General features: G+C 67.1%; 22 protein-coding genes. 13 read left to right on the forward strand and 9 right to left on the reverse strand.

Going from position 1 to position 23,251, the window contains the following annotated elements; all coding sequences use genetic code 11:
* The first annotated feature begins 12 nt into the window (after positions 1-12).
* Positions 13-963, forward strand: coding sequence for an MBL fold metallo-hydrolase (locus tag ACFMRZ_RS14490; protein ID WP_400179565.1), 951 nt, complete (start codon positions 13-15; stop codon positions 961-963).
* 584 nt (positions 964-1,547) lie between these two features.
* Here ACFMRZ_RS14490 and ACFMRZ_RS14495 read toward each other — a convergent pair.
* On the reverse strand, positions 1,548-2,708 hold the full coding sequence (locus ACFMRZ_RS14495; RefSeq protein WP_400179566.1) for a helix-turn-helix domain-containing protein: 1,161 nt from the start codon (positions 2,706-2,708) through the stop codon (positions 1,548-1,550).
* A gap of 179 nt (positions 2,709-2,887) precedes the next feature.
* Between ACFMRZ_RS14495 and ACFMRZ_RS14500 the strand changes: the two genes are divergently transcribed.
* Entirely contained in the window at positions 2,888-3,460 is a 573-nt protein-coding gene (locus tag ACFMRZ_RS14500) for a GNAT family N-acetyltransferase (RefSeq protein ID WP_400179567.1), read from the forward strand.
* A 185-nt stretch (positions 3,461-3,645) separates the two neighbouring features.
* Here ACFMRZ_RS14500 and ACFMRZ_RS14505 read toward each other — a convergent pair whose 3' ends face one another.
* From ACFMRZ_RS14505 to ACFMRZ_RS14520, 4 genes are read right to left on the reverse strand one after another with little or no spacing between them, the layout of a single operon-like run.
* On the reverse strand, positions 3,646-4,107 hold the full coding sequence (locus ACFMRZ_RS14505) for an NUDIX domain-containing protein (RefSeq protein WP_400179568.1): 462 nt from the start codon (positions 4,105-4,107) through the stop codon (positions 3,646-3,648).
* A 54-nt stretch (positions 4,108-4,161) separates the two neighbouring features.
* Positions 4,162-4,737 carry a GNAT family N-acetyltransferase gene (locus ACFMRZ_RS14510; RefSeq protein ID WP_400179569.1) on the reverse strand — a complete coding sequence of 192 codons (576 nt, stop codon included), beginning with the start codon at positions 4,735-4,737 and terminating at the stop codon, positions 4,162-4,164.
* The gene (locus ACFMRZ_RS14515) at positions 4,734-5,210 is read right to left on the reverse strand and encodes a hypothetical protein (RefSeq protein WP_400179570.1); all 477 of its coding nucleotides are present in this window, start codon (positions 5,208-5,210) and stop codon (positions 4,734-4,736) included. The genes ACFMRZ_RS14510 and ACFMRZ_RS14515 overlap by 4 nt, the downstream gene beginning before the upstream one ends.
* Positions 5,203-6,042 (reverse strand): helix-turn-helix domain-containing protein, encoded by an 840-nt coding sequence (locus tag ACFMRZ_RS14520; protein ID WP_400179571.1) that lies wholly within the window; start codon positions 6,040-6,042, stop codon positions 5,203-5,205. Before ACFMRZ_RS14520 ends, ACFMRZ_RS14515 begins: the two co-directional genes overlap by 8 nt.
* Positions 6,043-6,175: 133 nt before the next feature.
* Between ACFMRZ_RS14520 and ACFMRZ_RS14525 the strand changes: the two genes are divergently transcribed.
* Positions 6,176-6,682: a hypothetical protein gene (locus ACFMRZ_RS14525; RefSeq protein WP_400179572.1), complete on the forward strand. Its 507-nt coding sequence runs from the start codon at positions 6,176-6,178 to the stop codon at positions 6,680-6,682.
* 534 nt (positions 6,683-7,216) lie between these two features.
* On the opposite strand, the gene ACFMRZ_RS14530 is transcribed toward ACFMRZ_RS14525, so the two are convergent.
* On the reverse strand, positions 7,217-7,825 hold the full coding sequence (locus tag ACFMRZ_RS14530; protein ID WP_400179573.1) for a helix-turn-helix domain-containing protein: 609 nt from the start codon (positions 7,823-7,825) through the stop codon (positions 7,217-7,219).
* A 104-nt stretch (positions 7,826-7,929) separates the two neighbouring features.
* On the opposite strand from ACFMRZ_RS14530, the gene ACFMRZ_RS14535 reads away from it, so the two are divergent.
* Together ACFMRZ_RS14535 and ACFMRZ_RS14540 are read left to right on the forward strand one after the other, a co-directional pair.
* Positions 7,930-8,757 carry an MBL fold metallo-hydrolase gene (locus ACFMRZ_RS14535; RefSeq protein ID WP_400179574.1) on the forward strand — a complete coding sequence of 276 codons (828 nt, stop codon included), beginning with the start codon at positions 7,930-7,932 and terminating at the stop codon, positions 8,755-8,757.
* A 579-nt stretch (positions 8,758-9,336) separates the two neighbouring features.
* Positions 9,337-9,915 (forward strand): serine hydrolase domain-containing protein, encoded by a 579-nt coding sequence (locus ACFMRZ_RS14540; RefSeq protein WP_400179575.1) that lies wholly within the window; start codon positions 9,337-9,339, stop codon positions 9,913-9,915.
* 51 nt (positions 9,916-9,966) lie between these two features.
* On the opposite strand, the gene ACFMRZ_RS14545 is transcribed toward ACFMRZ_RS14540, so the two are convergent.
* Together ACFMRZ_RS14545 and ACFMRZ_RS14550 are read right to left on the reverse strand one after the other, a co-directional pair.
* Positions 9,967-10,458 (reverse strand): GNAT family N-acetyltransferase, encoded by a 492-nt coding sequence (locus ACFMRZ_RS14545; RefSeq protein ID WP_400179576.1) that lies wholly within the window; start codon positions 10,456-10,458, stop codon positions 9,967-9,969.
* Positions 10,455-11,666: an acyl-CoA dehydrogenase family protein gene (locus tag ACFMRZ_RS14550; RefSeq protein WP_400179577.1), complete on the reverse strand. Its 1,212-nt coding sequence runs from the start codon at positions 11,664-11,666 to the stop codon at positions 10,455-10,457. Before ACFMRZ_RS14550 ends, ACFMRZ_RS14545 begins: the two co-directional genes overlap by 4 nt.
* A 180-nt stretch (positions 11,667-11,846) precedes the next feature.
* Here ACFMRZ_RS14550 and ACFMRZ_RS14555 point away from each other — a divergent pair, with 180 nt between their 5' ends.
* From ACFMRZ_RS14555 to ACFMRZ_RS14590, 8 genes are all read left to right on the forward strand, one after another.
* A complete protein-coding gene (locus ACFMRZ_RS14555; RefSeq protein WP_400179578.1) occupies positions 11,847-12,800 on the forward strand; it encodes a pseudouridine-5'-phosphate glycosidase in 954 nt (317 codons plus the stop codon).
* A complete protein-coding gene (locus ACFMRZ_RS14560) occupies positions 12,790-13,479 on the forward strand; it encodes an HAD family hydrolase (RefSeq protein ID WP_400179579.1) in 690 nt (229 codons plus the stop codon). The genes ACFMRZ_RS14555 and ACFMRZ_RS14560 overlap by 11 nt, the downstream gene beginning before the upstream one ends.
* 9 nt (positions 13,480-13,488) lie before the next feature.
* Complete coding sequence (gene upp, locus ACFMRZ_RS14565; protein ID WP_400179580.1) at positions 13,489-14,193, forward strand: uracil phosphoribosyltransferase; 705 nt, start codon at positions 13,489-13,491, stop codon at positions 14,191-14,193.
* Positions 14,194-14,196: 3 nt separating this feature from the next.
* Positions 14,197-17,943, forward strand: coding sequence for an amino acid adenylation domain-containing protein (locus tag ACFMRZ_RS14570; protein ID WP_400179581.1), 3,747 nt, complete (start codon positions 14,197-14,199; stop codon positions 17,941-17,943).
* Position 17,944: 1 nt separating this feature from the next.
* The gene (locus ACFMRZ_RS14575; protein ID WP_400179582.1) at positions 17,945-18,175 is read left to right on the forward strand and encodes a hypothetical protein; all 231 of its coding nucleotides are present in this window, start codon (positions 17,945-17,947) and stop codon (positions 18,173-18,175) included.
* A 122-nt stretch (positions 18,176-18,297) separates the two neighbouring features.
* Positions 18,298-19,578, forward strand: coding sequence for an MFS transporter (locus tag ACFMRZ_RS14580; protein ID WP_400179583.1), 1,281 nt, complete (start codon positions 18,298-18,300; stop codon positions 19,576-19,578).
* Positions 19,575-20,765, forward strand: a complete 1,191-nt coding sequence (locus ACFMRZ_RS14585) for a questin oxidase family protein (RefSeq protein WP_400179584.1) — start codon at positions 19,575-19,577, stop codon at positions 20,763-20,765. Before ACFMRZ_RS14580 ends, ACFMRZ_RS14585 begins: the two co-directional genes overlap by 4 nt.
* Before the next feature lie 22 nt (positions 20,766-20,787).
* Entirely contained in the window at positions 20,788-21,618 is an 831-nt protein-coding gene (locus tag ACFMRZ_RS14590; protein ID WP_400179585.1) for a nitroreductase family protein, read from the forward strand.
* Positions 21,619-21,625: 7 nt separating this feature from the next.
* On the opposite strand, the gene ACFMRZ_RS14595 is transcribed toward ACFMRZ_RS14590, so the two are convergent.
* Positions 21,626-23,230, reverse strand: a complete 1,605-nt coding sequence (locus tag ACFMRZ_RS14595) for an ABC transporter substrate-binding protein (protein WP_400179586.1) — start codon at positions 23,228-23,230, stop codon at positions 21,626-21,628.
* Positions 23,231-23,251: the final 21 nt, after the last annotated feature.

Below are 23,251 nucleotides of genomic sequence, written 5' to 3' on the forward strand. Positions count from 1 at the left end.
ACGGAGGACCGCGTGTCGGATCCGGTACAGACGCCCGGCGTCATCCAATGTTGCTCGGCGGCAGTAGGTCTCGTACACGGCATGGTGCGGCCGCGGCGGCGCGACGAGCGGTTGCTGCGCTCGATCACCGACGCGGGCCTGCCGACTCCGCGGCGCACGGTGACCGTGACGGCGCTGCCGCAGGCGCCGCGGCCGGTGCCGACCGCGGCGATCGTGGAGGGTGTGTTCGCGCCGCGGCGGGTCGCCAACGCGCTGACGACATTCGTGGTGCGGCACCCGGAGGCGACGTTCCTTGTCGACCCGAGCGTGTGCGTGGATGCCGAGCATCGGGCGATCGCGCAACTGCCCGCGGTGCTCCGGGCCGCCGTGCGGCCGCCCGCGGATACGGTCGCCACCGTCGACGCGCTGGCCGCGGCGCCGCACCTGCCGCGACCGGATTTCGCCCTGCCGACGCACGCGCACTGGGACCACGTGTGCGGTTTACTGGATTTTCCGCAATTGCCGGTGCACCTGCATCGCACCGAGCACGAGTGGATCGCGAGCGGCCGGGTGGCTCCGGTCGGCGGAGTGCGCGACGCGCTGCGGGATCGGCCGATCGCCGAGTACGAGTTGGACGGACCGCCGGTGCTCACCTTCACCCGCAGCCACGATTTGTTCGGCGACGGGACTGTGGTGCTGGTGGATTTGGCGGGGCATACCCCGGGGAGCGTCGGGGTGCTGGCCTACACGCCGCGCGGCTGGGTTCTGCTCGCGGGTGACGCTGCCTGGCACCATCTGCAGATCGATACCGTGCGTCAGAAGGCAAGCTTCCCAGGCAATCTCGTAGATACCGATCGTGAGGCGACCTTCCGGACCTTGCATCGGCTGCACTTGGCGCGCGAGATCGTGACCATCGTCCCGACACATGACCATGACGCCTCCCTGAAGTTGGCCGATCTTGTCGATTGTGGCGTGAAAGATTGAGACGCAGTCGAATGCGGGGCTGATCGTTTTCCGGGCACCCGAACCTCTGTGTCAGGTGTCAAAGCGGCAAAACCACTGTTGTAACTCGCCGCTAGGAACCGATCTCGGCTCGTAGCCAGCGCGCTCGAAGAGTCGTTGACTTGGGAAGTTCCTGGTATGAATATTCGCAGTTGCCAGCACCACAGGCGCCATGCTTGCTCGTGCAAGTTCAGTGACAACGCTGCGCACTTCCTCTAATGTCCGATCCGCAATCGCCCCACCCTGGCCACGCATAGTCCTGCTGACGCCGATTGCAGCGATATGAGCAGAGAGCAGAGCGGGAGAGGCTTCCGGCATTATGTGAGCGACTGCGAGGATTTCGTTGCTGCATTCAGACCACCCGACCACCAGTCGACTGCCCGCCTTCAAACACTGCGAACTCTGTCGAAGGATGCTTTGCGCATGCCACTCCCACGGTTTCGGATGCGGAAGCCTCCGCCCCTCCGGAGACTTAGGGCGCGGCTCAGTGCACGAAAACTCTTGAAATGGATGTTTTCTTGCTTCCGTGCGATCAGCAATCGTGCCCCAGCGGATATCAGCCGGATTCACTGTGCAGGCTGGCTGTTTGTTGTAGCCAACCACTCCTCCAGATCAGCATGGCTCGGCCGAGCGGCAAGAACTTGCTCATAGGCGTCGACGAAGTCTTGATCATCGTCGGGTTCGGGAAAGTCTATCTGGTCCACAGGTACGTCCAGCACCCACGCGAGGTGCTCGGGCGAGACAGCGCCAGACTCGACCCGACGCTGGAGCGCATCAACCAGAACAGTAGGGAACACGCGAGCAGCCGACTGTTGCTGACGCACAATCACCTGTTTCGCTCCACCGATTGCTCCTTGATCTTCGCCTGCATTGGCGCGAATCAGATTTGGCGTGGTCTGCTTTAGCGCGGCAGCCACTTCCGCTGCCACTTGAACTCCAAGCGAAGCGAGTCGATTCTTCAGGGCCATCGTGGATACGCCCGTTTGCCAAAGCAATTCGGCAACGCCCCGCTGGTCCATCCGCTTCCAATCTTGCCCGGCAATCAGGGCCTCCGGTAGAAGCAACTCTGCCGCGAAGTGATCTGCGGGCGCCTCATCCTTTTCTCCCGGTTCAGATTCTCCACCATGATGTCCGAGCGCAAAATGAGCCAGCTCATGAGCCAACGACCAATTGCTTCGGAACCAGTACGGCGTTGTTGCGAGTATCACGATTGCCCGTGAACCGATACTCAGAGAGTAATCGGTAGACAACATCGGCAAGCGGACGACGTCGACCCCTAACCGATCCTCGACCACCTCGCCGTAGCTTCTCACGAAATGTTCGCCCAGTATTTCCCGCATGGCTGGTGCGTTATCGGGTAGCGACATACTGGGCGAAGGCCCTTCGGGAAATGCCGCTTCGTAAGTTACGGCCACACGCTGAAGTATCTCGTCATCGTGCTGCCGTCCCGGGTTGATTCGAAGACCTTGACCGGCATCCCATCTGTGCCGAGCAGCGATCCTGACGCGATGCGGATCCGGGTCGCCCGTCACCAGCCAATAGAGGTCGGTCCCGAGTTCGTCCGCAATCCGGGCAAGCTCGACTGACGAGAATCCTCGCTGCCCGTTGAGAGCTCGCGACAACGCATCGGTCTTCATGTTCACTCGTTCTGCGAGCTGCCGCTGACTCATGCCGAACGGCATACGTGACCGGATTCGATCACCTACTGCTAGCAGCTCGTCGTCCATACGCCCAGCCTACACTCGCGTTGGGAATATCCCAACACCAGTGTCAGGATGCCAGTTGACACAGCGACCGGGTTCGCGGGACCGTCTCGCCGGGACCGGGTGCACAGATGCGCGACAACGTGACCCATCGCGCAGCGACCCCTAGCCCAGTCCCACGGCTCAACCCGTAAGGTCGCCGCATGGGTGAGGGTGCGCTGGTGACTGTGGCAGCGGGTTCGGCGGCGGGGGCTCGGCGGCATATGGATGCCGTGTGCGCGCTGTACGACGAGGTGTTCTCCGTTCCGCCGTTCGTGTGGCCGGAGGACGAGTCGGTGCGGCATCGGCAGATGCTGGACCGTCTCACCTTCGACCCGACATTCGGGATAGCGTTCGCGACCACGGCGGACAATCTCGTCGGATTCGTCTACGGCGTGGGGCTGAAGCCAGACACGAACTGGTGGAACGGTTTTCAGCAACCTGTCCCCCACCATGTGACCCAAGAATGGACGGGCCGAACCTTCGCGGTGATCGACCTTGCAGTCCAAAACTATTGGCGCAGACAGGGAATCGGGCACCGCCTGTTGAATGTTCTGCTCAGCACGCGCTCAGAAGAACGCGCAACCCTCGCGGTTCAGCCTCACGCAGCGGACTCGCACGCGTTCTACGCCGCAATTGGAGGCTGGCAGCTGGTCGGCCGCCAAGACACGCCGTACTACGTCTCCTCGCAATTCGACATCTATATCGCGGATTTGCCCGGCACAGCGAACCCGTAGGACGCCAACTCGCCATCGAGTTCCCGCACACAAACCACATTGCTCCACCCCGCAAGTTCATTACGAGCGGCTCCGATCCGGCCGGACAGCCGATCAGAGCGGCAGGACATCGCCAAGACTGGAGGGCCCTTCCGCACCCTCGATGTGTCCGTCTCGCAGGTATTCTGAAGCGCGGGAAGGCGGGTTCACGTGCGGGGACGACCGTGTTCGAGGTACATGACGGTGTGGGACGTGTGCGCGCGGTGGGCGTACGTCAGACGTCGCGCGAGGCGTTGAATTACGTACTCGGACAGGGAGTTCAGGTTCACCCATTCGATCTTGTCGATCTCGGTACCGTCGAGGCGGATGCTGCGCTCGTCGTCGCCCAGCTTCCCACAGTCGAAGATGTACAGAACCTTGTCGCCTTCGGCATCGCTCGGCGCCCAATCGTGGACGAGCAGCCGATGCGCAGTTCTGTTCAGCCCCAACTCCTCTCGCACCTCGCGTTCACAGGCCGACGCCGGTGATTCCCCCCGGTCGACGTAGCCGCCGGGGATATCCCACCGATTGCCATAGGTTTTGCGAACCAGCAGGACATTCTCGCCATCTACGAAGAGTGCGCCTGCTGCGAGCCGAGGGGTTGCGAACTTCGCGGCTGGGTCAGCCATCGGACTCCCCTCTTTCGCGGCAGACAGCGTCATGATGCGTGTGGCTTCCGGTGGCTATCCGGTCGCGGCGGGAAGCTCGCGAATCAGCACATCGAGGCTCGGGGCTCCAGGCCACGACGGTTGCAGACTGCCGACCCGCTCCCAGCCCCACTTGCGGTACGCATTGTAGGCACGGAGATTGTCCGGCTCGACCAGCAATGTCGCGCGTCGCTCGGGTCGAGCCCGCAGCAACTCGTCATGCAGCGCATGCCCCAACCCGCGCCCCGCATACTCCTCACACACCATGATCTCGCTGAGCGCGAACGTACGAAAACCGTTCTCGGCGGTGAACTCATCGACATCACCACTGTCGAGCCGAAGCCCCCGCCACCAACCGGCATTCGGCGCGAGCGGCCAACCCCACGTCTGCCCGGCAGGCTCCCCATCAATGCGGGCAATAACCAACTCGAACCCTCTGGTCCGGTGCGGCTCGGTGTAAGCATCGAACCTCGCCATGAATTCCGTTGGGGAGTCGAACAATTCGCCCGAGGCGATGGACTCCACGTACGAACGGCGGTAGATCTCCTCCACCGTCGCCCGAAGCCCACGGGCCTGATCGGCGTCGTATCGGGAGAACTCGGGTGCACTCACAAGATGACTGCCTTCCGCTCGAGGGTGTCGAACTCATCACACCAGCCAGCGGCCGCGGGTCGTTGCTCCGCAGCTTCCCGGATGGGACGTAGTTCCCGAAGAGTGCGAGCAGAACTCAGGGAGTGCAACGCCCGCAATACCGGACGGGCCTCTTCGACGGCGCCTCCCAGATCGCCGGACCGCAACCGGTAGAAGGCGGAACTCGCCCGCGACATGGTGGCGTTGCGCTCGTGGACCTGTTCACTGATCGCTTTGTCGAGCAGCGCGATAGCCCGATCGAACTCTTCGAAGTCAGAGAGACCGCGAGCTTCGTGATGAGCAACTTCCGAATGATTGACCGACCGCAGCCAGACCGGGGCTTCATCGAGGGATTCGAACGAGAGGGCGTAATCCATCTCGCGGCGTGCAGTTGCGATGGCGCGGTCGAAAGACGAGCGGTCACGGAGTATGGCACGAGTCTGCGCCTCACGCACCGCGATCAAGACATGGATGCGGCCGGGCTGGCGTCCACGCATGAGTTCGCGGGCTCGGCCGACAAGTTGGAGAAGCTCGATGCGGGCTGGCTTCGCCGGTGCGGGACAACCGTATCGATTGATTCGCCGCGTACAGGCAGGTATGAGCGATCAGCTCATCGTTATCGGCCTCGGTTCCCAATGCCATGGCATCGGCATAGCATCGGCGCGCCAGCGACTGGCGGTCGGAATCGAAAGCCAGCCACCCGGTCAATACAGCCAATTCTCCTGTGGCGCTGGCGAATGCGGCGGCTGTGGCACCATCGTACGAACACACATCGAGCATGTTCTTCGCCACAGCGAGGTCTCGGACCGCCCGGTCGACAAACATTCCACTGCCGAATCGCTGGTCCTTCTCTTCCAGCTCACCGATCGCTGCAAGCAACCTTTGTACATCCGTCATACCGACCCGGCCCGAACCACCCAGCAAGGCAAGAGCCGCGCCGGTGGCTGCGGCTTTTCCGAATTCCCGCCGCTTCATGTCTTCGTCATTCGCTTCCCGTGCATAGGGACCGAGCGCAGAACCCGTCCCCGAGGCATCAACCACCATGGGCGTCCGCCTGTCGCTGTCCAACAAGGTTCGGAACCGGACGACTGCGTCCTCGTCCGCTTCCTCGAGGACTTGATACAGCAGTCGCCGACTGGCGGCATGCAGCCTCGTCGTCTCGCCGCTTTCCCATAACCGCAGTGTCCGTGTAGTGACGCGCACGCGCCGCGCGAACTCCGGCTTGCTCAACCGCAGTGCATGTCGCAAGCACTGGATCTCGTGAGCAGTCCATTCGAACTCAACCATAGATGTGGTCCCCCTGAATGGCCGGTGTGCAGGAAAAATTACCCGCTTCTACCGCTTTCTGCGCTGTTATGACCCGAAGTGGTGCGGCGATGCTTGGAACCAACCGCCGACCAGAGCAGCTGAGAGGACGCACATGGATTCCGTTCAACGAGAACAACACCGGCCCACTGCGGTATGTCTGGTCCGCGCCGACATGTCGGGACGCGACGCCGTTCTGCACGCGACTCTGGTCCAACGGCACGCCGTTCGGCTGGGGTACGCGTGTCTTTATACGGTGGGGCCGCCCGCGGGTCATCCAGATCCGGTGGAGTACGGGCTCGGCATCGCGGCTGGGCTCGGTGTGAACGCTGTTGTCGTGTGCGACCTGGCTACCGTCGATTACCAGCCGTCTCGGGTGTGCGACATGTTCGACCTGGAAACGGTCAGTCCGCCGGAGACGTGGACGGCGGCGGTGCCGAAATCGGCGGCGGACACCGGGCCGGATTTGGACACCTTACTGGCGGTGCTCGAAGGCCTTGCTGATGCCGACGCCGATCACGGGATGCTCGCGGCGCGTCTGTCGCCTGGGATCGAAGATGTATGTCGGGCATGTCCGGCCGCGGCCACGCAGCGGTCCGAGTCATGGACAGCGAGCGGGTGACGCGGGTGGGTGGGCTCGAGGCCTTGTGGCGGCCCACTCATGACCTCAGCAGACGGATCGAGGTGGTAGCTGTGCACGACAAGACCGGTGAGCGCCCCGTGGTGGTGTGGTTCGCGCCGAAGACCGATCTGGCTGAGGCTCGGGTACAGCGGCCGCAGTGGGAATTGTTGTGGGACAGGGTACGACGTGAGTTCTGGAGCGAAATGGCTACGCCTCCAAGATATTCGACAGCACAGGATCGGGCGGTTCGGTGACCGGCAGGCGATTCGGTCCGTACAGTCGGTGGGCGATCGTGGCGTGCGGCGGGAGTTGCCCATCGCACGAAGGGCCATGTCCGAATGGGGTGTGGGGGCCGTACGGCAGTCTTGCCGAGGCGGAGCAGGCGGTACGGTTCGTCGCCGACAGTCATCGGCCGCATGTCGTGCCGTACTTCGCACGCGGCTATCAGACGGACGGGGAATGGCCTCCTGCTCAGGGTTATCCGGACATGCCGAAGGGTGGATGATCCAGGGCGAGTGCGGAAGTGGGTCGGGATCAGGTTCTGCGCGAGATGATCATGATGTATTCGCAGGGAGCGTTCGTTCGGTTGGCGAAGCCGTGGTCGGCGTCGGCCTGGAAGAACAGGGAGTCGCCGGTGTTCAGGGTTTCGCTGATTCCGCCGATCGCGACGGTGAGGGTGCCTTCGAGCACGACGAGTTGTTTCTCCGTGCCCGGCGGGTACGCGGGCAACAGTCCGGTAGAGACCTGCGCGGGGAGGTAGTGAACGATCATCTCGGCTCCGCCCGCGCCCGGGGCCGCCGACACCATGTGGCGCTCGAAGCCGGTTTCCGGGTCACGGAAAACGGGGCGGTCGTTCTTGCGCATGACCACTGCCACGCCGGACGCGGCTGCGGCCGTCCCGCCGATCAGGTCCGACAGCGATGCGTCGAGCGCGTGGGCGATCCTGGACGCGACGCCGATCGTCGGACTCTTCTCGCCGCGTTCGACTTTGGAGAGCATCGCCCGGCTCACCGCCGATTGGGTGGCCAGCTGCTCCAGTGTCAGGCCCGCCTCCTCGCGGCGCCGACGCACGTTACCGCCGAACGCGCCGGCCAGGTCGTCACCGTGCCGCGGTTCGTTCGCGTTTCCGTCTTGCTCGACCACCGTGCTCCTCGATCAATGGAGTATTTCGCCGCCCACAGTGTATGGATCTTCTAAAGAAGATAGAGTCTTCCATAGAAGACAGGCAGCGACACGACGGAGGCTCCATGCGTTTGATCTCGAGTGGCCGGCACCATGCCACGTTCGAATTCGGTGAGCTGCAGGTGATCTCGTTGCGAGACGGGTATATCGACATGCCGCCGACACGGCTCCGCGACGAGGACGGGCGCCCGCTCGACGCGCTGCCCGCCGCCGTGCCGTTGGCCGGCGACAACTTGCGTCTGTCGGTCAACGCCTTCTTCGTCACCGACGGCACGCGGTCGGTTCTCATCGACACCGGCGCGTCCAACGCCTGGCACGACCCCACCATGGGATTGATCTACGCCGCGCTCGACGAAGCGGGAATCGATCGCGCGCAGGTCACCGATGTGGCCATCACCCACAAGCACGAAGACCACGTGAGCGGCTTGATCGCGCCGGACGGCTCGGAGGCGTTCCCCGAACTCGCGCGCGTGTGGATCGGCGCGGGCGACACCTCCGTGTTCACGGGGCGACTCGAGCCGATCCGCGACCGCGTCGTGCCCGTTTCGGAGCAGGTCGCGATCAACGACTGGATCACCGCGATCCCGACACCGGGCCACACCCCCGGTCACACCGTCTACGACATCACAAGCGGCGCGAGCCACCTTCTCGCCTGGGGCAACACCGTTCACGTCCCCACGCTCCAATTCGATCAGCCGAACGTGTCCTGGGAGCTGGACGGCGATCAATCTCAGGCCCGCACCGCACGAGCGGCCCTCCTCGAACAGTTGACCCGACCACACCACTTCGTAGCCGGCGCCCACCTCGACTCACCCGGCATCGCCCGCGTCACCCACTCCGGCAACGGTTATGCGCTGGAATATCTCGCACCACCCCGCACCCCGGCTCCCTGACCGATGAATTTCCGGGCGAGTTCCGGTCATCTACAAGGAGGCGCCTGAACCGAGGGAGTTGATAGTGCGCATCGGTGTTACTGGGCACATGAACATCACGACGGACACGATGCCGCTCGTACATGCGGAGATCGTCCGGCTTGTCGAGCAAGCAAGCGATCCGGCGGAGTTGGTCGGAGTCAGCTGTATCGCTCGCGGCGCCGATTCGGTATTCGCACAGGCTGTGCTCGACCTCGGTGGCCGCTTGAAGGTCGTCATTCCCTCGCGAAACTACCGTGAACGCAACGTGAAACCCGACCATGCCGAGCAGTTCGACAACCTGCTGCGCCGCGCGGAATCGGTCCGCGTGATGGACTTCGCCGACGCTGATGCCGACGCCTACGAGGCGGCGAATAAAGCGGTGCTCGAATCCTGCGACCTGCTGATCGCTGTATGGGATGGCCAATCCGGCGAGCGCAGCGGTACCGGAAGCGTCGTCGCGCTCGCCCGGGAGAAAGGGCTGCCTATCGAGGTCGTCTGGCCCGAGGGAGCAATGCGAGGCTCGGCGGGGAAATCGCGCGCCGGGCCACCGGCAAACCGATGCGGCAACTCCTCCACGAATGGATCGCCGCACCGCTCGATCTCGACGGTGAGCTGTATTTCGGTGTGCCGCAGCCGGATCTGGCACGACTGGCACGACTGGAAGACGCCGCACCACCCCCGCGCATCCAGCCCGACAGCGAGGCCGTTCTCGCGCCCTGGGAGATGCGGCCGAGCGCGGCGATGGGCAACAGCCCCGAGATCCTGCGAGCGGACATCCCGTCGGTCGGTACCTTCACCGCACGGGCGATCGCCGCAGCGCACGCCGCGCTCCTCGACGGCAGGCTCGTCGATCCACGTCAGCTCGAGGAATTGACGGCGGTTGCCTTCGAGGGCACCGACCAGGTCTTCGGCAACCCGGCGCGACTGGCCCTGGGCTATCCGCTCGGCCGCCTCGGCGCTCGCCCGGACGAGTCCCCGACCGCGTTCGGCTGGGTCGGTGGCGGCGGCAGCTATGTCTACGCCGACACCGCCACGGGCATCTCCTTCGCCATGACCAAGACCCGCCTCACCCCCCATTTCGACACTGCCCGAAGACTCGCAGACCTCACCACAACCGAGATCAACTCATCTGCCTGAGTCCCGATATCGAGAAGTGCGCCGAAGCGTGCATGTGGTGCCGAGACCGAATCAATTCAGTTGCTTACCAAAGCAATTCGACAACGGCAGGTCTTCGTAGGGCGAGAAGAGAGGGATCCAGCGGTAGCCGCGCCGCAGGTAGAAGCGGACCGCCGCCGGTTGCAGGTGTCCGGTCTGCAGGATGAGCCGCGGTACGCCGTGCTCGCGTGCGGTGTTCTCGGCGGCGGTGAGCAGCAGGTCCGAGATGCCGCGACCGCGTTGACCCGGACGCACGAACATTCGCTTCAGTTCGAGATCCCCGCCGTTCCAACGGATTGCGGCGTGACCGACCGGCTCCGGGCCGTACGCGACCACGGTGCGGACCACGGTCGCGGGATCGATGCGGTGCGGGTCGGTCGGCAATGCCCGCATCAGACGGGCATAGCGCGGGCCTACCTCGGCCGCCATTTCCTCGCGCAGCAGCACGGCGTCGGGATCGGTCCAGCCGACAACCCGCAAGGTGATGTCCGAAACCTGTCTCGTCCGCGAAAGAGTGTCTGTCACAGCGCTTTCCCTTGCTCCGAGGCGTTGCTCGCGCCCAGGCTGTTGAGGAACGCGCGCGGCGCCGTCCCGTTCACCGCGTGGTCGCCGAGCAGCGACGCCTTGTAGACGGCCGGGTTGTGCGAGGAGACGGTGCGGGCATTGCGCCAGTGCCGATCCAGTCCGAGCCGACTCTTCAGCGCGCTCGCGCTACCGGCGTCGAACAGCTGCCACGTCGCCGCGCCCACCAGCTCGGTGTTCACCACCTGTGTCGCGGCGGAATCGAGCAGCGCGCGTTCGGCCCGCTGCCGGGTGGGGTCGCTGAGGAAACCGTCCAGGGTGTCGGCGAGTTGCAGCACGTTCGCTCGTGCCGCGTACGCCTTGCTGCGCACCTGCCCCACGGTCTGCAGCACCTGCGGGTCTGCCGCGGGCTCGGGCGTGGACGCCAGCGGATAGGACCGGGTGCGGCCCCGGACCAGTTCGGCCAGATCGTCCGCGGCGGCCCGTGCGATTCCGGCCTGGGTGGCCGAATGCACGAACTGGTAGAACGCCTCCATGTAATCGTTGGTCAGTGAATTGCGGTGGTGCAGTAAGTAATCCGGGTCCACCCGGACCGATTCGAAGATCGCGGTGCCGCTCGCTGTCAACCGCTGCCCGAAACCGTCCCAATCATCGATGATCGTGACGCCCTCGCTGCGTCGCGGCACGATGGCGGAGACGAACTCCCCGTTCTCGGACACCAGCACATTGAGCCAGTCGGCGTAGAGGCTGCCGGTGGTGTAGTACTTGCGGCCGGACAGCACGTAATGGTCGCCGTCGCGGCGCAGCGTGGTGGCCAGCGCCGTGAGATTCGGCGTACTCAGCTCCGCACCGGCCGGACCGAAGAACGCGCCGTCCGCCGCGGACCGCAGCAGCGTGTCGCGGGCGGGGCCGGGCTCGGTGAATCGCAGGATCTCGGTCAGTCCGAGGTGGCCCCGAAAGATCTGGGCCAGATTGGAATCCCCCGCCGCGATATCGATGAGCACCTCGGCCAGCACACGCACCGGCGCGCCGGACCCGCCGAACTCCACCGGCACCCGTAACGCCCCGGCACCGGCCGCCAGCAACTGCGAAACCTGCTCGGTGGGCAACTTGTGCTCGGCCTCGCGGTCGGCCGCCTCGGCGCCGAGCCCGGACACCACCGCGGCGATGGCACGCAGCCGCGCCGAAAGATCATCGTCGACCGCGACCATTCCAGCTCCATTCATCGTGCGGACCCATTCGCATTCGACCCGGTACCGGCTATCACACAACAGGTATGCGCTCACGCTGGTCGAAATTGTTTACAGCGCAGCCCTTCTCCCGCAGCATGACCTGGGACCAAGGGGGTCTGTCTCCACTTTTCTACGACTCTACGAACGGACGTCGTACGTATGTCTGATGTCGTTGTTTCCGCACCGTTGTTTCGCCTCTCCGACGAGGTCCGCGACGCGCTGCACACCGGACGGCCGGTCGTCGCGCTCGAGTCCAACGTGGTGGCGCACGGGTTCCGGCGGCCCGCCAATGTCGCGATCGCACTCGAGGTCGAGCAAGCGGTCCGTGATGGCGGCGCGGTGCCCGCGACCATCGCCGTCGCCGACGGCCATATCGTGGTCGGGGCGAACTCGCAGGAACTCGAAAGGCTCGGCACCGCAACCGATGTCGCGAAGGTGACGTCCCGCGACCTGGCGGTGGCGCTGGCACGGGGAGGCCTCGGCGCCACCTCGATCTCGGCGACGATGGCGGTCGCGAACCAGGTGGGGATCGCGACGGTGGCCTCGGCCGGGCTCGGCGGCGTGCACCGGGGCGCGGAGACGACCATGGACATCTCCGCCGACCTCACCGAACTGGCCCGCACCCGCCTGCTGGTGGTGTGCGCGGGAGTGAAGAAGATCCTCGACGCCGGGCTCACCCTGGAATTCCTGGAGACCCAGGGCACGCCGGTGATCGGGTACCGGCATCGGGGATTTCCCGCGTTCTACTGCCGCGACAGCGGTTACGACACCCAAGTGCGCATCGATGATCCGCACCGGCTCGCCGAGATCGCCCGCTTCCACCGGCAGCTGGCCGGCAGCAGTTCGCTGCTGATCACCCACCCGATTCCGGCGGCGGACGCGCTCGACGGCGACGCCATCGAGGCGGCGATCCGCCAGGCGCTGGCCCGGGCCGACGCCGAGCACGTCACGGGACCGGCCGTCACCACATTCGTACTGAAGGCCGTCGACGCCGCCACCGGTGGCGCCGCGGCCGCCGCCAATCGCGCGGTCCTGATCAGCACCGCGGCGGCCGCCGCGGAGATCGAGGCGGCGCGCGCCGCCCTGGAGCGAGGAGTGGCCCATGTCGGCTGAATCGGCACGCTCGGCGGTGTTGTTCGACCTGGACGGGACATTGCTGGACACCCCGCGAGCGATCGCGGAACAGATGTCGCTGGCGGTGGAGGCGGTGACCGGCGTCCTCCCGGACCTGGAGACCGCACGCGCGCTGATCGGCGCGCCGCTGGAGCAGATGGCCGGCGCGCTGTCCGGAACAGCCCCGGATTCGACTACCGCACAGCGGGTTTCGGCCGACTACCTGACCCGGTACCGCGAACTCATCGTGCCGAAGGCGGCCGATCTGCTGTTCGCCGGGGTGCGCGGCGGCCTGGAGCGACTCGCCCGGTCCGGCCTGGCGCTGGCCGTGGTGACCAGCAAGAAACACCACAGCGCCGAGCTGATCCTGGAGGCGGCGGGCATCCGCGAGCAGTTCGCGGCCGTGGTGGGCGCCGACGACGTGGTGCATCCCAAACCGCATCGCGACAGCGCCGACGCCGCACTGGCGATCCTCGGCCTCCCCGACACCGGGCCTTCGGGCGCGGTCGTCGGCGACACCGCCGCGGATATCGGATTGGGTTCGGCCATCGGCGCTTTCACCGTCGGCGTCACCTACGGGGTCGGGTCGACGTACCAGATCGCCTCGGCCTCAGCCGATTTCGTAGCGCACACCTTCGACGACGTCATCCGTGCCGTTCTTCTCCGGACTGGAAAGTGAGCCAAGGCCATGACCACATGGACCCGCCCGACCACCGAACCCGTACCGCTGGACCGCTATCTGGGCGTCAACGTCTTCGAACTGCCCAAGCAGCCCGGCCTGATCGCGCTGCACACGCAGGCCCGTGACGCCGACACCGGCCAGGAGCGTTTCGTGCGCACCACCGGCCGAATCATCCGGCTGCTGCTGGAAACCGCACTGTCGCATCTGGAACATCGCACCCGCGCCGTCACGACTCCCACCGGCTACACGTTCGAGGGTCTGGAACCAGCGTCCCCCGCGCTGTACGCGGTGTCCATTCCGCGGGCGGGCGACGCGCTCGAGGGCGGGCTCCGTGAGATCCGCCCGGATACCCGGTTCGGCAAGATCCTCATCCAGCGCGACCCCACCTCCAAACAGCCGACGTTGTTCTACAGCAAACTGCCACCCGGTATCGCGGGCAGTGAGGTGCTGCTGCTCGATCCCACCATCGCCACCGGCGGCACGCTGCTGACCGCGGTGAACGAGCTGATCGCCGCGGGCGTTGCCGAACACCGGATCATCGTGGTGAACGTGCTCACCTGCCCCGAGGCGCTGGGCACGGTGCTCACCCGGCGGCCCGACCTGCGAATCGTGACCTCCCACATCGACGAGGCCCTGACCGACCAGGCGTTCATGCTGCCCGGCATCGGCGATTTCGGTGACCGGTTCCACGGCACCGTGGCGGGGGCCTGAGTCATGGCGACCACGAACCTCCTCGACCTGCTCGACGCCCACGTGCATCGACATCCGGATGCCATTGCGTGCGTGGATGATTCGCGGGCGCTGAGCTTCGCCGAGCTGTCCCGGCGCGCCCGCGATGCCGCCGGTGGGCTGCGGGCCGCCGGTGTGGCGCCGGGCGATGTGGTGGGCGTGTATCTGGAGCCGTCGGTCGATCTGGTGGTCGGGGTATGGGCCGTGCTGCGTGCCGGTGCGTCGTATCTGCCACTGGCGGTGGACTACCCGGCCGAGCGCCTCTCCTACATGGCCACCGACAGCGCCCTGCGGGTCGTGCTGACCGACGCCGGCACCGACGACCGGGCCCGTCGCATACTGCCCGCGGGGGTGCGTACCGTGTCGGTGCCGGGCCTGGCCGGGGAGTTCGGGGAACAACGGCCGGAATTGTCGGCGGCGTACACGATTTACACCTCCGGTACTACCGGATCTCCCAAGGGCGTGGTGATCTCGCACGCCGCTATCGGCAACCAGATGCGCTGGATCGGTAGCGAACTCGCGCTCGGGACGGGGTCGCGGATCCTGTTGAAGACGCCGGTCAGTTTCGACGCCGCGCAGTGGGAGCTGCTGGCCAACGCGTGCGGGGCCACGGTCGTCGTCGCACCCGCCGGAACGCACACCAGTCCCGAGGGTATTCTGGAACTTGTTGTCCGCGAAGCGATCACGGTGCTGCAATGTGTGCCCACGGTGTGGTCGGCGCTGGCCGGGCTTCCGGACATCGGATCCGCGAGCACCCTGCGCACCGTGGTCAGCGGTGGCGAGGCGCTGCCCACCACGGTCGCGCTGCGACTGCGGGAGGTCCTGCCGCGGGCTCGCAAGCTCAATCTGTACGGGCCCACCGAGACCACCATCAACGCGACGTGGTTCGACTTCACGACCACCGATCTGACCGGCACCGCGGTGGTGCCGATCGGCCGGGCCGTGGACGGTTGCACCACGGTCGTGGTGGACGCGGCCGGTCGAGAAACGGCGGACACCGAGGTCGGCGAATTGCTCATCGGCGGAGTGCAATTGGCGGACGGCTACCGCGACCGGCCGGACACCACCGCGCAGCGCTTCGCGGAGCTGACGGTCGGCGGCGTTCGGGAACGCCGGTACCGCACCGGAGATCTGGTCCGCCGCCGGGCCGACGGCGTACTCGAATTCGTCGGCCGCAACGACGAACAGGTGAAGGTGAACGGGCACCGGATCGAGACCACCGAGGTCCGGACGTGGATCGAGGCGCACCACTGGGTGCGGGCGGCGGCCGTGGTGCCGTGGGTGTCCGAACGCGGGGTGACGCAGCTGGCGGGCTTCGTCGAACTGGATCCCGACGAGGCGCCGCTGATGGACCAGGGCCGGGCCGGGCGGCATCACCGCTCCAAGTCGACCCGCACCCAGGTGGCCGCGCAGCTCGCCGATCTGGGGGTGCGGGAGTTCGCGACCGCGCCCGATCTCGAGTTGCCCGGCGCACAGCCGACGGAGGAGCAGCGGCGCCGGGTGTTCGCCCGCAAGACCTATCGCAGCTTCGCCGACGCCCCGATCGACCTGGCGGCGATCGAGCGGCTCCTCCGGCAACTGCCGCCCCGCGACCCGGCCGCTCCAGTGGAGATCACCGCGCGGTCGCTGGGCGGGCTGCTGCGCTGGTTCGGGCCGTTCGAGAGCCCGGATCGCTTGTTGCCCAAGTATTCCTACGCCTCGCCGGGCGCACTCAACGCCACTCGCGTGTACCTGGAGACCAGCGGGCTCCCCGGGCTCGAACCGGGTGTCTATTACTTCCATCCCCGGCGGCACGCGCTGTATCGGGTGGGTGCGGCTACGCGCCCCGGGCTGCACCTGCATCTGGTGGGGCTGGCGCGGGTGATCGAGTCGGTGTATGTGACCAACGTCCGGGAGGTGCTGCATTTCGAGGCAGGACACATGCTGGGCGTCCTCGACGAGGTGGCCGCGGCCAACGGCTGGCACGTCCGACCGGCCGCCGTACGGGTGGTGGACGGCGTGGACGAGGGCGTGGTGACCGCGACCGTCGCCGTCGACACCCGCGCGCTGCCCGCCGCGGCCGAGCCGCCGGTAGACGTGCTGGTGCAGGTGCACGGCGAGGTCGGTGGCGCGAGGCACGGCCTGTATCGATTCGACGGCGCCGCACTGCGATTCGTCTCCGACCGCAAGATCGAGCGGCGGCACGTGATCGCCATCAATCAGCGCTCCTACGATCGGTCACGGTTCGCGGTCGCGCTCGTCACCGCCACGGACGCCGGTTGGGACGGTTTCACCGCCCTGGGCCGGGCGCTGGCGCGGCTGCAGCAGATCGGCGCTCGCGCGGGCGTGGGGTTCATGTCGGCCGGGTATTCGTCGCTGACCGGACGTGATCTGCCGTCCGCGCGCCGACTGAACGAAATCCTCGGTGGCACAGGGCAACTCAGCTATTTCGCGGTGGGCGGGCGGGTGTCCGAGGAACAGCTGCGGTCGACGGGGATGGCCGAGGACGCCGTGCACATGAAGGGTCCGGAGGAGTTGCTGAAGGACGACCTGCGGGCGGTGCTGCCACCGTACATGGTGCCGCCGACCATTCACGTGGTCGATCGAATCCCGTTGTCGCAGAATGGTAAGCAGGACCGTACGGGGTTGTCTCGGCTGGCGTCGGAACTGAACGAGCGGGCGGCACGGCCCGCCGATCCGCCCGCCGGTGCGCACGAAGCTCGGGTCGCCAGGGTGTGGGCGCAGGTGCTCGGCTACGAGCCGGTGTATCGCGGCGACGACTTCTTCGCTCAGGGCGGCAATTCCATGTCGGCGTTGCGGCTCATCCGCGCGCTCGGTGACGAGTTGGGCATCGCACTGCCGGTGCAGGCGATCTTCCAGACTCCGACGCTGGCCGAATTGGCCGCCGCCACAGCCGAAGACGAGGCGGCCACGCGGACCACTGCCGGACGTCTGTTGCGGCTGGCCGGAGCGGGCGGGACCGCGGCGACCGTGCTCTGGCCGGGGCTCGGCGGCTATCCGATGAGCCTGCGCACCCTGGCCCGCGAGCTGGCCCAGCACGGCCACGTGGTGTACGGCATGCAGGCGCGGGGCCTCAATGTCGGCGAGCGGCCGCATACCGATCTCGGCGGCCTCATCGCCGACGACGTCGCCGAACTGCTCGCGGCGGCGCTGCCCGGACCGTTGCGCCTGGTGGGGTACTCCTTCGGGGCGCGGGTGGCAGCGGAGGCGGCGCAACGGCTGCTCGCGGCCGGGCACGAGGTCGAGGAGCTGGTACTGATCGCACCGGGCTCGCCGGTGATCCCGGCGGCCGGGCCCGACACCGGCCGAGTCGATTACGGCAGTGCGTATTTCAAGCGCGTGCTGGGCTCGGTGTTCAGTGGGCGGGTGGATCCGGTGTACGCGGACGAACTCGACACACTGTGCAGCCGAGCCGAATTCGTGGAGCTGATCGTCGGCCGGGAGACCGGATTCGCGCGGGACACCGTGGAGCGGATCGTGTCGGTGGTCGAGCACACCTACCGTTTCCGGCATCAGCCGATCGGTGTCGACCAGGAACTGCTCGACCGCAGCCTGTATCTGCGGGCGCGGGGCGACGGCCCGGCGTTCGCGGATGTCCCCGTCGCACCGCTGCGCCTGCGCAGCACGCCGGTGAGCAACCTGCCCTATCACCACTACGAGATCGTCACAGCGGGTGCGCTCGATATCGCCGCGGCGGTCCTCGAACAAAGCATGAATCGGGAGCTGGTCTGATATGCCGCACGTGGAGATCTCACACTTCCCCGCCGATCTGTCCGACATCGCGCGGCGGCGCTTGGAAGCCGACCTGGTCGAGGCGGTGACGCGGGCCTTCGGGGTCACCTCCGACGCCGTATCGATCGGCCTCACCCCGATCCCCCGCGACCAGTGGCAACAGCGCATCTACGGCCCTCTTATCACCGACCGCGCCACGGGCACCGACCTGCTGCGCACCCCCGGTTACTGATGGCGACCAAGCCCACGACACCCGTACCCGGCGTCTCGGCGGTGCGCGGTCTGCGAGCGTCGACGTGGCAGCGGTACTCTCTGGTTCGCCGAGCGAGACGACGCGGAGAGAAGTCGTCGGGGGTGGAGAGACGGCCGGGCGGGGTGGCGAGGCTCGGGGTGCTGGTGGCGGTCATCGCCGCGGTCGCGGTGAATCTGCGGCCGGGGATCACGACCGTCGGGCCCCGGTTGGACGACATCACCGCGTATTACGGGGCGGGTGCGCGGGCCGCGGGTGTGATCACCGCTGTGCCGGTGGTGGCGTTCGCTGTGGTGAGCCTGGTGGTGCCGCTGGTACGGGGACGAATGACGTTGCGCGGCGGCATGTTCGGAGCGCTCGCGGTGATCGGAGTGAGCCTGGCCGTGCGGCCGTGGGGAGACCTGTGGTTGTTCGTGGCCGCCACGTTCACCGCCGCGCTGGGCGTAGGTCTGCTGACCGTGCTGCTACCCGCCGCGGTACGCGCGATCGGCAATACCCGAGTGCTGGTGGCGACCTTCACCACCGGCCTACAGGCCGGTGCCGCACTGGGTTTCGCCGCCGTCGTACCACTGTCCGACCTATTCGGCGGCTGGCGACCAGCCCTGGCGATCTGGGCGGCCCTCGCCCCGATCGCGATCGCGGCCCTGTGGTGGTCGCCCGCAACAGCCGCTGCCGAAGGCTCGCCCTCAACCACGACACACAGCCCGGCCGCACCACATCCAGCCGCCGCGACCGATCCGAACCGCTCGCGGCCGGCGGGCACGGCCAACCCGCTCACGATCCTCCGGCGCACCGGGACCACCGGTCTCGCAGTCTTTTTCGGGCTGCAGGCATTGGTGGCGTTCGTGGTCATGGGCTGGCTGCCGTCCGTGCTGCGCGACGCTGGGGTCGGTGCCTCGGCGGCCGGTGGTTATCTCGGGCTGCTGACCTTTCTGGGCGTTCCGATCAGCCTGACTGTGCCGCCGATCGTGGCGCGTTCGGCGCATCCGGAGCGCTGGCTGGCCGGGTTCAGTGGCTGCACCGTCCTGGGGGTGCTGGCCTTCCTCGTCGCTCCGGCGGCCGCGCCGCTGCTGTGGTCGCTGGTGCTCGGGACCGGGCTGGCCGTGTTCTCGCTGGCGCTCACCGTGATCACCGTGCGGGCTGGTTCCGCGGAACAGGCGGTCGAGGTGTCCGGGGCGGTGCAGGGCGTCGGCTATCTGATCGCCGCCGTCGGCCCGTATGGGATCGGACTGTTTCGGCAGCTCGGCGACGGCTGGGCGCTGCCGCTCGGTGGGCTGCTGGCGACCGCGGTGGCCCAGGCACTGACCGCATTGACCGCGGGCGCCGCCCCGCGAGCACCAGTGGCCGGGCAATCGGCCCACGACAACGGGAGGCACGACGGATGACGATCAAGGAACTGGAGGGCGTCGTGGATCTGCTCGACGACCGTACCCACCACATCGAGTTCAACGGCCACCTCACCAACCACGTCAAGCACGCGGTGGTGGCGCTGGCCGCGATCGGCGCACCCGAGCGGCGCATCCGCGACTACTACCGGACCTACGCCGAACTCACGCCGTACGGCTTCCCGCTCGAGCCCCGGCGACCGTCCGCGCGGGTCATCGACGGCGGGAACTGGCGCGAATTCCTGGGCGCGCGAGTGCATTTCGACGCCTATCTGCGCTTCTTCGACGGCGAGATCGCCGAGCGCGGCCTCGCGGGCACCGTCGCCGAGTACGCCCCGGAACTGCTGCAGGGCTGGATCGGCGCGTTCACCCACGCCGCCATCCACCTGGGCTGGGCGCTGTGGTCCGAGCATACCGCAATGACCGCGGAAGCCCTTGCCTACCTGGCGTTCTCCCACGTGCGCACCGTCGGTGACAACCGCGCGGCCGGGCCGGACTTCGATGCCGCCGACCCCCTGGAATCGCTGGTGCGGCTCAGCGAGCGGTGGCGCGGCGACACCGGCTTTCGCACCGCCGCCGAGTCGACCATCACCGATACCGACACCGTCACCGAACTGCACCCCGAACTCAATCGTTCCGGCCTGCAGGCCCGTGTCGCCGGTGTCGCCCGGTCCGGCATCGCCGACCTCACCGACACCCCCGCGTGGATCCACACCCTGCCGCCCGCCGAGCGACGCGACCGAGTGCGCCGGGCGGTCACGCTGCTGTATCTCGCCCAGCCCGGCGATTTCGTTGTCCTGCACCTGATCACGTCGCTGTTCGCGCTGGAGATCATCGCCGAAACCCTCGACTCGCCCGAGGCCACCGCCGCGATCTACGACCTGTACTGGGCGGGCGCGCGCATCATCACCGCCGCCGAACGCAAGTTCCCGGACCCCGACAAGCTGCGCGAACTCGACACCCTCTATGCGGGACGGGAATCCGATCGCACCGCGTACGCGCTCGACGAATTCGAGGTCGCCGCGCGCCGGGCGTGGCTGGAGGACGAGGAACACAATCCCAAGCTGGTCTTCGTCCTGCGGGCCTGGTGGAACGCCGCCGACTGGACCGGCTACCGCCACGCCGCCGCCCAATTCACCCGCACGCCCGAACTCCCGCCGAGCTTCGACGAACCCCCGACCGAATGACCCGAAGAGAACAGGACCTGTTGTGACCGAAGTGATTTCGACCGAACTACAGCAGCAGCTCGACAAGCGCTACGGCGCCGGCGCGCCGATCGCCGACGGTGTGGGCAACGAAACGCTGGAAGTGCTGCTGCGGCACCGCACCACGCGCCGTTTCCTACCCGGGACCGTGAGCGACACCGAGCTGCGACTGATCATCGCCGCGGCGCAATCGGCGTCGACCTCTGCCAACTTCCAGTTCACCAGCGTGGTGGTGGTCGATGACCCGGCGCTGCGAAACCGGTTGGCGGAGTTGGCCGGTGGTCAGCAGCTGGTGCGCGACGCCGCGGTGTTCCTGGTCTGGGTGGCCGACTGGTCGCGCAATATCGCCATCGCCACCGAGCACGGCCACAGCATCGAGGCGACCGCCTACCTCGACAGTGCCGTCTCCAGCATCGTCGATGTCACGCTGTCGGCGCAGAACGCCGCCGTGGCGGCCGAATCGCTCGGCTACGGAATCACTTTCGTGGGCGCGTTGCGCAACAATATCGACGCCGTCATCGCCGAGCTGCGGCTGCCGCAGTGGACCTTCCCGGTGTACGGCATGGCCATCGGCGTCCCCGACCCGGCCGATCCCGCCGACATCAAACCCCGCTACGGGCAGAGCGTGGTCGTCCACCGCAACACCTACAGTCCCCCCGCGGCCGCCGACGTCCAGGACTACCTCGACCGCATCAACGCCTACTACCGCGAGCAGGAACTTCCGGCGGACTGGGCGAAGAACCGCCTGGCGGGCCGCATCTCCACCAAGGAGAGTCTGCACGGCCGCCAGCACATCCGCCGGACGTTCGGCAACCAGGGATTCGAGCTGAGGTAGCGGTCGCCTACTTGCGCAACCAGGTGTCGTGGAACTGCAACCGCCCGGAGGCCTCGAACTTCAAGTCCCGCACCGTGCCCGACACCCCGATCGCCTGCGACAGCTCGATGGTGGGTATCCACAGCCCGTTGTCGAGCACCAGCTGCTGTGCCTGGCCGATCAGCTGCGCACGCGCGGCGGGGTCGGTGATCTGCAGCTGATCGTAGAGCGCCTGATCCAACGGCGGGATCGGGCCGCGCGCGTTGAGATTACGGTCGGCCAGGCCGAAGGTGGTGCGCAGGATGTCGCCGTCGGCGCGGGTGATGTTGTAGTACGCCGAGTCGAAATCCTTGGCATTCTGCCGCGCCGTGTATTCCGCGTCGGAGGCGACCTGCAACTGCACATCGACGCCGACCTTGCGCAACTGCTGCTGGATCAGCTCGAGAATCGCCTGGTTCCCGGCGAACGCGCGGCTGAACAGGATGCCGAAGGACAGGCGCACGCCGTCCTTGGCCCGGATCCCGTCGCCGCCGGGCACCCAGCCCGCTTGGTCGAGGCGGCGGCGCGCGGCCTCGGGGTCGTATCGCAGCGAGGTGGAAAGGTCCACGTAGCCAGGAGTTTTCGAGCCCAGTGGGCTACTGGCGGGCCGGAACTGCGGACCCAGCACCGTATCCACCAGTTCCTGGCGGTCGATCGCCGGTTCCAGCGCGGCGCGCACGGCCGCGTCCCGCAGCGGTCCGCGGGTGACGTTGGGCTGAATCCCGAACGGCAGGCCCGGATTCGGGGTCACCTGTACCTTTCCACCGGTGGCCTCGATCTGCGGCGCGTCCTGCGGCAGCGCGTCGCTGACCGCGTCGAGCTGGTTCGAGGACACGCTGCCCGCGCGCACCCCGGACTCGGGCACCACCGTGAACTCGATCCGGTCCAGATACGCCTCGCCCTGGTGCGCGAAAGCCGCTGACCCCCAGGCATATCCGGCCCGCTTCGCCAGCGTGGCCGAGGCGCCCTGCTTGTACTCGGCATAGGTGAACGGCCCGCTGCCGATATTGTTGCCCAGGCAGCGTTCGTCGGCCGACCCGACCGTGGCAGCGTCGGCGAGAATACCCAGCTGCGGCGTCGAGGACGCCTGCAGGAACTGCGCGTTCGGCCGGTCGAATTCCACTCGGGCCGTGAGCGGGTCCACCGGGGTGGTGCCGGTGTATCCGGCCAGATAGCTGGCCGCGAGCGGCGCCTTCGCGCCGGTCAGCGTACGCACGATGGCATCGAAGTTCTTCTGCACCGAGGTCGCCGTGAGCGGCGTGCCGTCGCTGAAGGTCACGCCCGGCCGCAGGTGGAAGGTGAAGGATTTGGCATCCGGACTCACCTCCCAGCTCTGCGCCAGCCACGGCGTGATCGCGCCCGTCTCGGGGTTCTGGTCGGTCAGCGAGTCGACGATCTGCCTTGTGACATACAGGGTTTGGTTGGTGCCGGACTGCGCCGGATCGGAGCAGGTGGGCGCGAGCGACAGGCCGTAGCGCAGGGTGCCGCCCGGCTGCGGCGGTCCCGCCGGGGCGGTATCGCCGGAGTCGGAGCCACAGGCCGCGAGGGTCGCGACGGCGGCGACGGCACCCAGCAGGGCCACGGGTCGTTTCATCGAATTCTCCAGGGGTGTGGG

The organism is Nocardia sp. N2S4-5 (assembly GCF_044628355.1).
Classification (GTDB): domain Bacteria; phylum Actinomycetota; class Actinomycetes; order Mycobacteriales; family Mycobacteriaceae; genus Nocardia; species Nocardia wallacei_B.

What these genes read in the sequence shown, in the direction of transcription:
- ACFMRZ_RS14495 (WP_400179566.1), bottom strand. Translation starts at nt 2,708, where the DNA reads ATGGACGACGAGCTGCTAGCAGTAGGTGATCGAATCCGGTCACGTATG.
- ACFMRZ_RS14500 (WP_400179567.1), top strand. Translation starts at nt 2,888, where the DNA reads ATGGGTGAGGGTGCGCTGGTGACTGTGGCAGCGGGTTCGGCGGCGGGG.
- ACFMRZ_RS14505 (WP_400179568.1), bottom strand. Translation starts at nt 4,107, where the DNA reads ATGGCTGACCCAGCCGCGAAGTTCGCAACCCCTCGGCTCGCAGCAGGC.
- ACFMRZ_RS14520 (WP_400179571.1), bottom strand. Translation starts at nt 6,042, where the DNA reads ATGGTTGAGTTCGAATGGACTGCTCACGAGATCCAGTGCTTGCGACAT.
- ACFMRZ_RS14525 (WP_400179572.1), top strand. Translation starts at nt 6,176, where the DNA reads ATGGATTCCGTTCAACGAGAACAACACCGGCCCACTGCGGTATGTCTG.
- ACFMRZ_RS14535 (WP_400179574.1), top strand. Translation starts at nt 7,930, where the DNA reads ATGCGTTTGATCTCGAGTGGCCGGCACCATGCCACGTTCGAATTCGGT.
- ACFMRZ_RS14540 (WP_400179575.1), top strand. Translation starts at nt 9,337, where the DNA reads ATGCGGCAACTCCTCCACGAATGGATCGCCGCACCGCTCGATCTCGAC.
- ACFMRZ_RS14550 (WP_400179577.1), bottom strand. Translation starts at nt 11,666, where the DNA reads ATGGTCGCGGTCGACGATGATCTTTCGGCGCGGCTGCGTGCCATCGCC.
- ACFMRZ_RS14555 (WP_400179578.1), top strand. Translation starts at nt 11,847, where the DNA reads ATGTCTGATGTCGTTGTTTCCGCACCGTTGTTTCGCCTCTCCGACGAG.
- ACFMRZ_RS14560 (WP_400179579.1), top strand. Translation starts at nt 12,790, where the DNA reads ATGTCGGCTGAATCGGCACGCTCGGCGGTGTTGTTCGACCTGGACGGG.
- upp (WP_400179580.1), top strand. Translation starts at nt 13,489, where the DNA reads ATGACCACATGGACCCGCCCGACCACCGAACCCGTACCGCTGGACCGC.
- ACFMRZ_RS14570 (WP_400179581.1), top strand. Translation starts at nt 14,197, where the DNA reads ATGGCGACCACGAACCTCCTCGACCTGCTCGACGCCCACGTGCATCGA.
- ACFMRZ_RS14575 (WP_400179582.1), top strand. Translation starts at nt 17,945, where the DNA reads ATGCCGCACGTGGAGATCTCACACTTCCCCGCCGATCTGTCCGACATC.
- ACFMRZ_RS14585 (WP_400179584.1), top strand. Translation starts at nt 19,575, where the DNA reads ATGACGATCAAGGAACTGGAGGGCGTCGTGGATCTGCTCGACGACCGT.
- ACFMRZ_RS14595 (WP_400179586.1), bottom strand. Translation starts at nt 23,230, where the DNA reads ATGAAACGACCCGTGGCCCTGCTGGGTGCCGTCGCCGCCGTCGCGACC.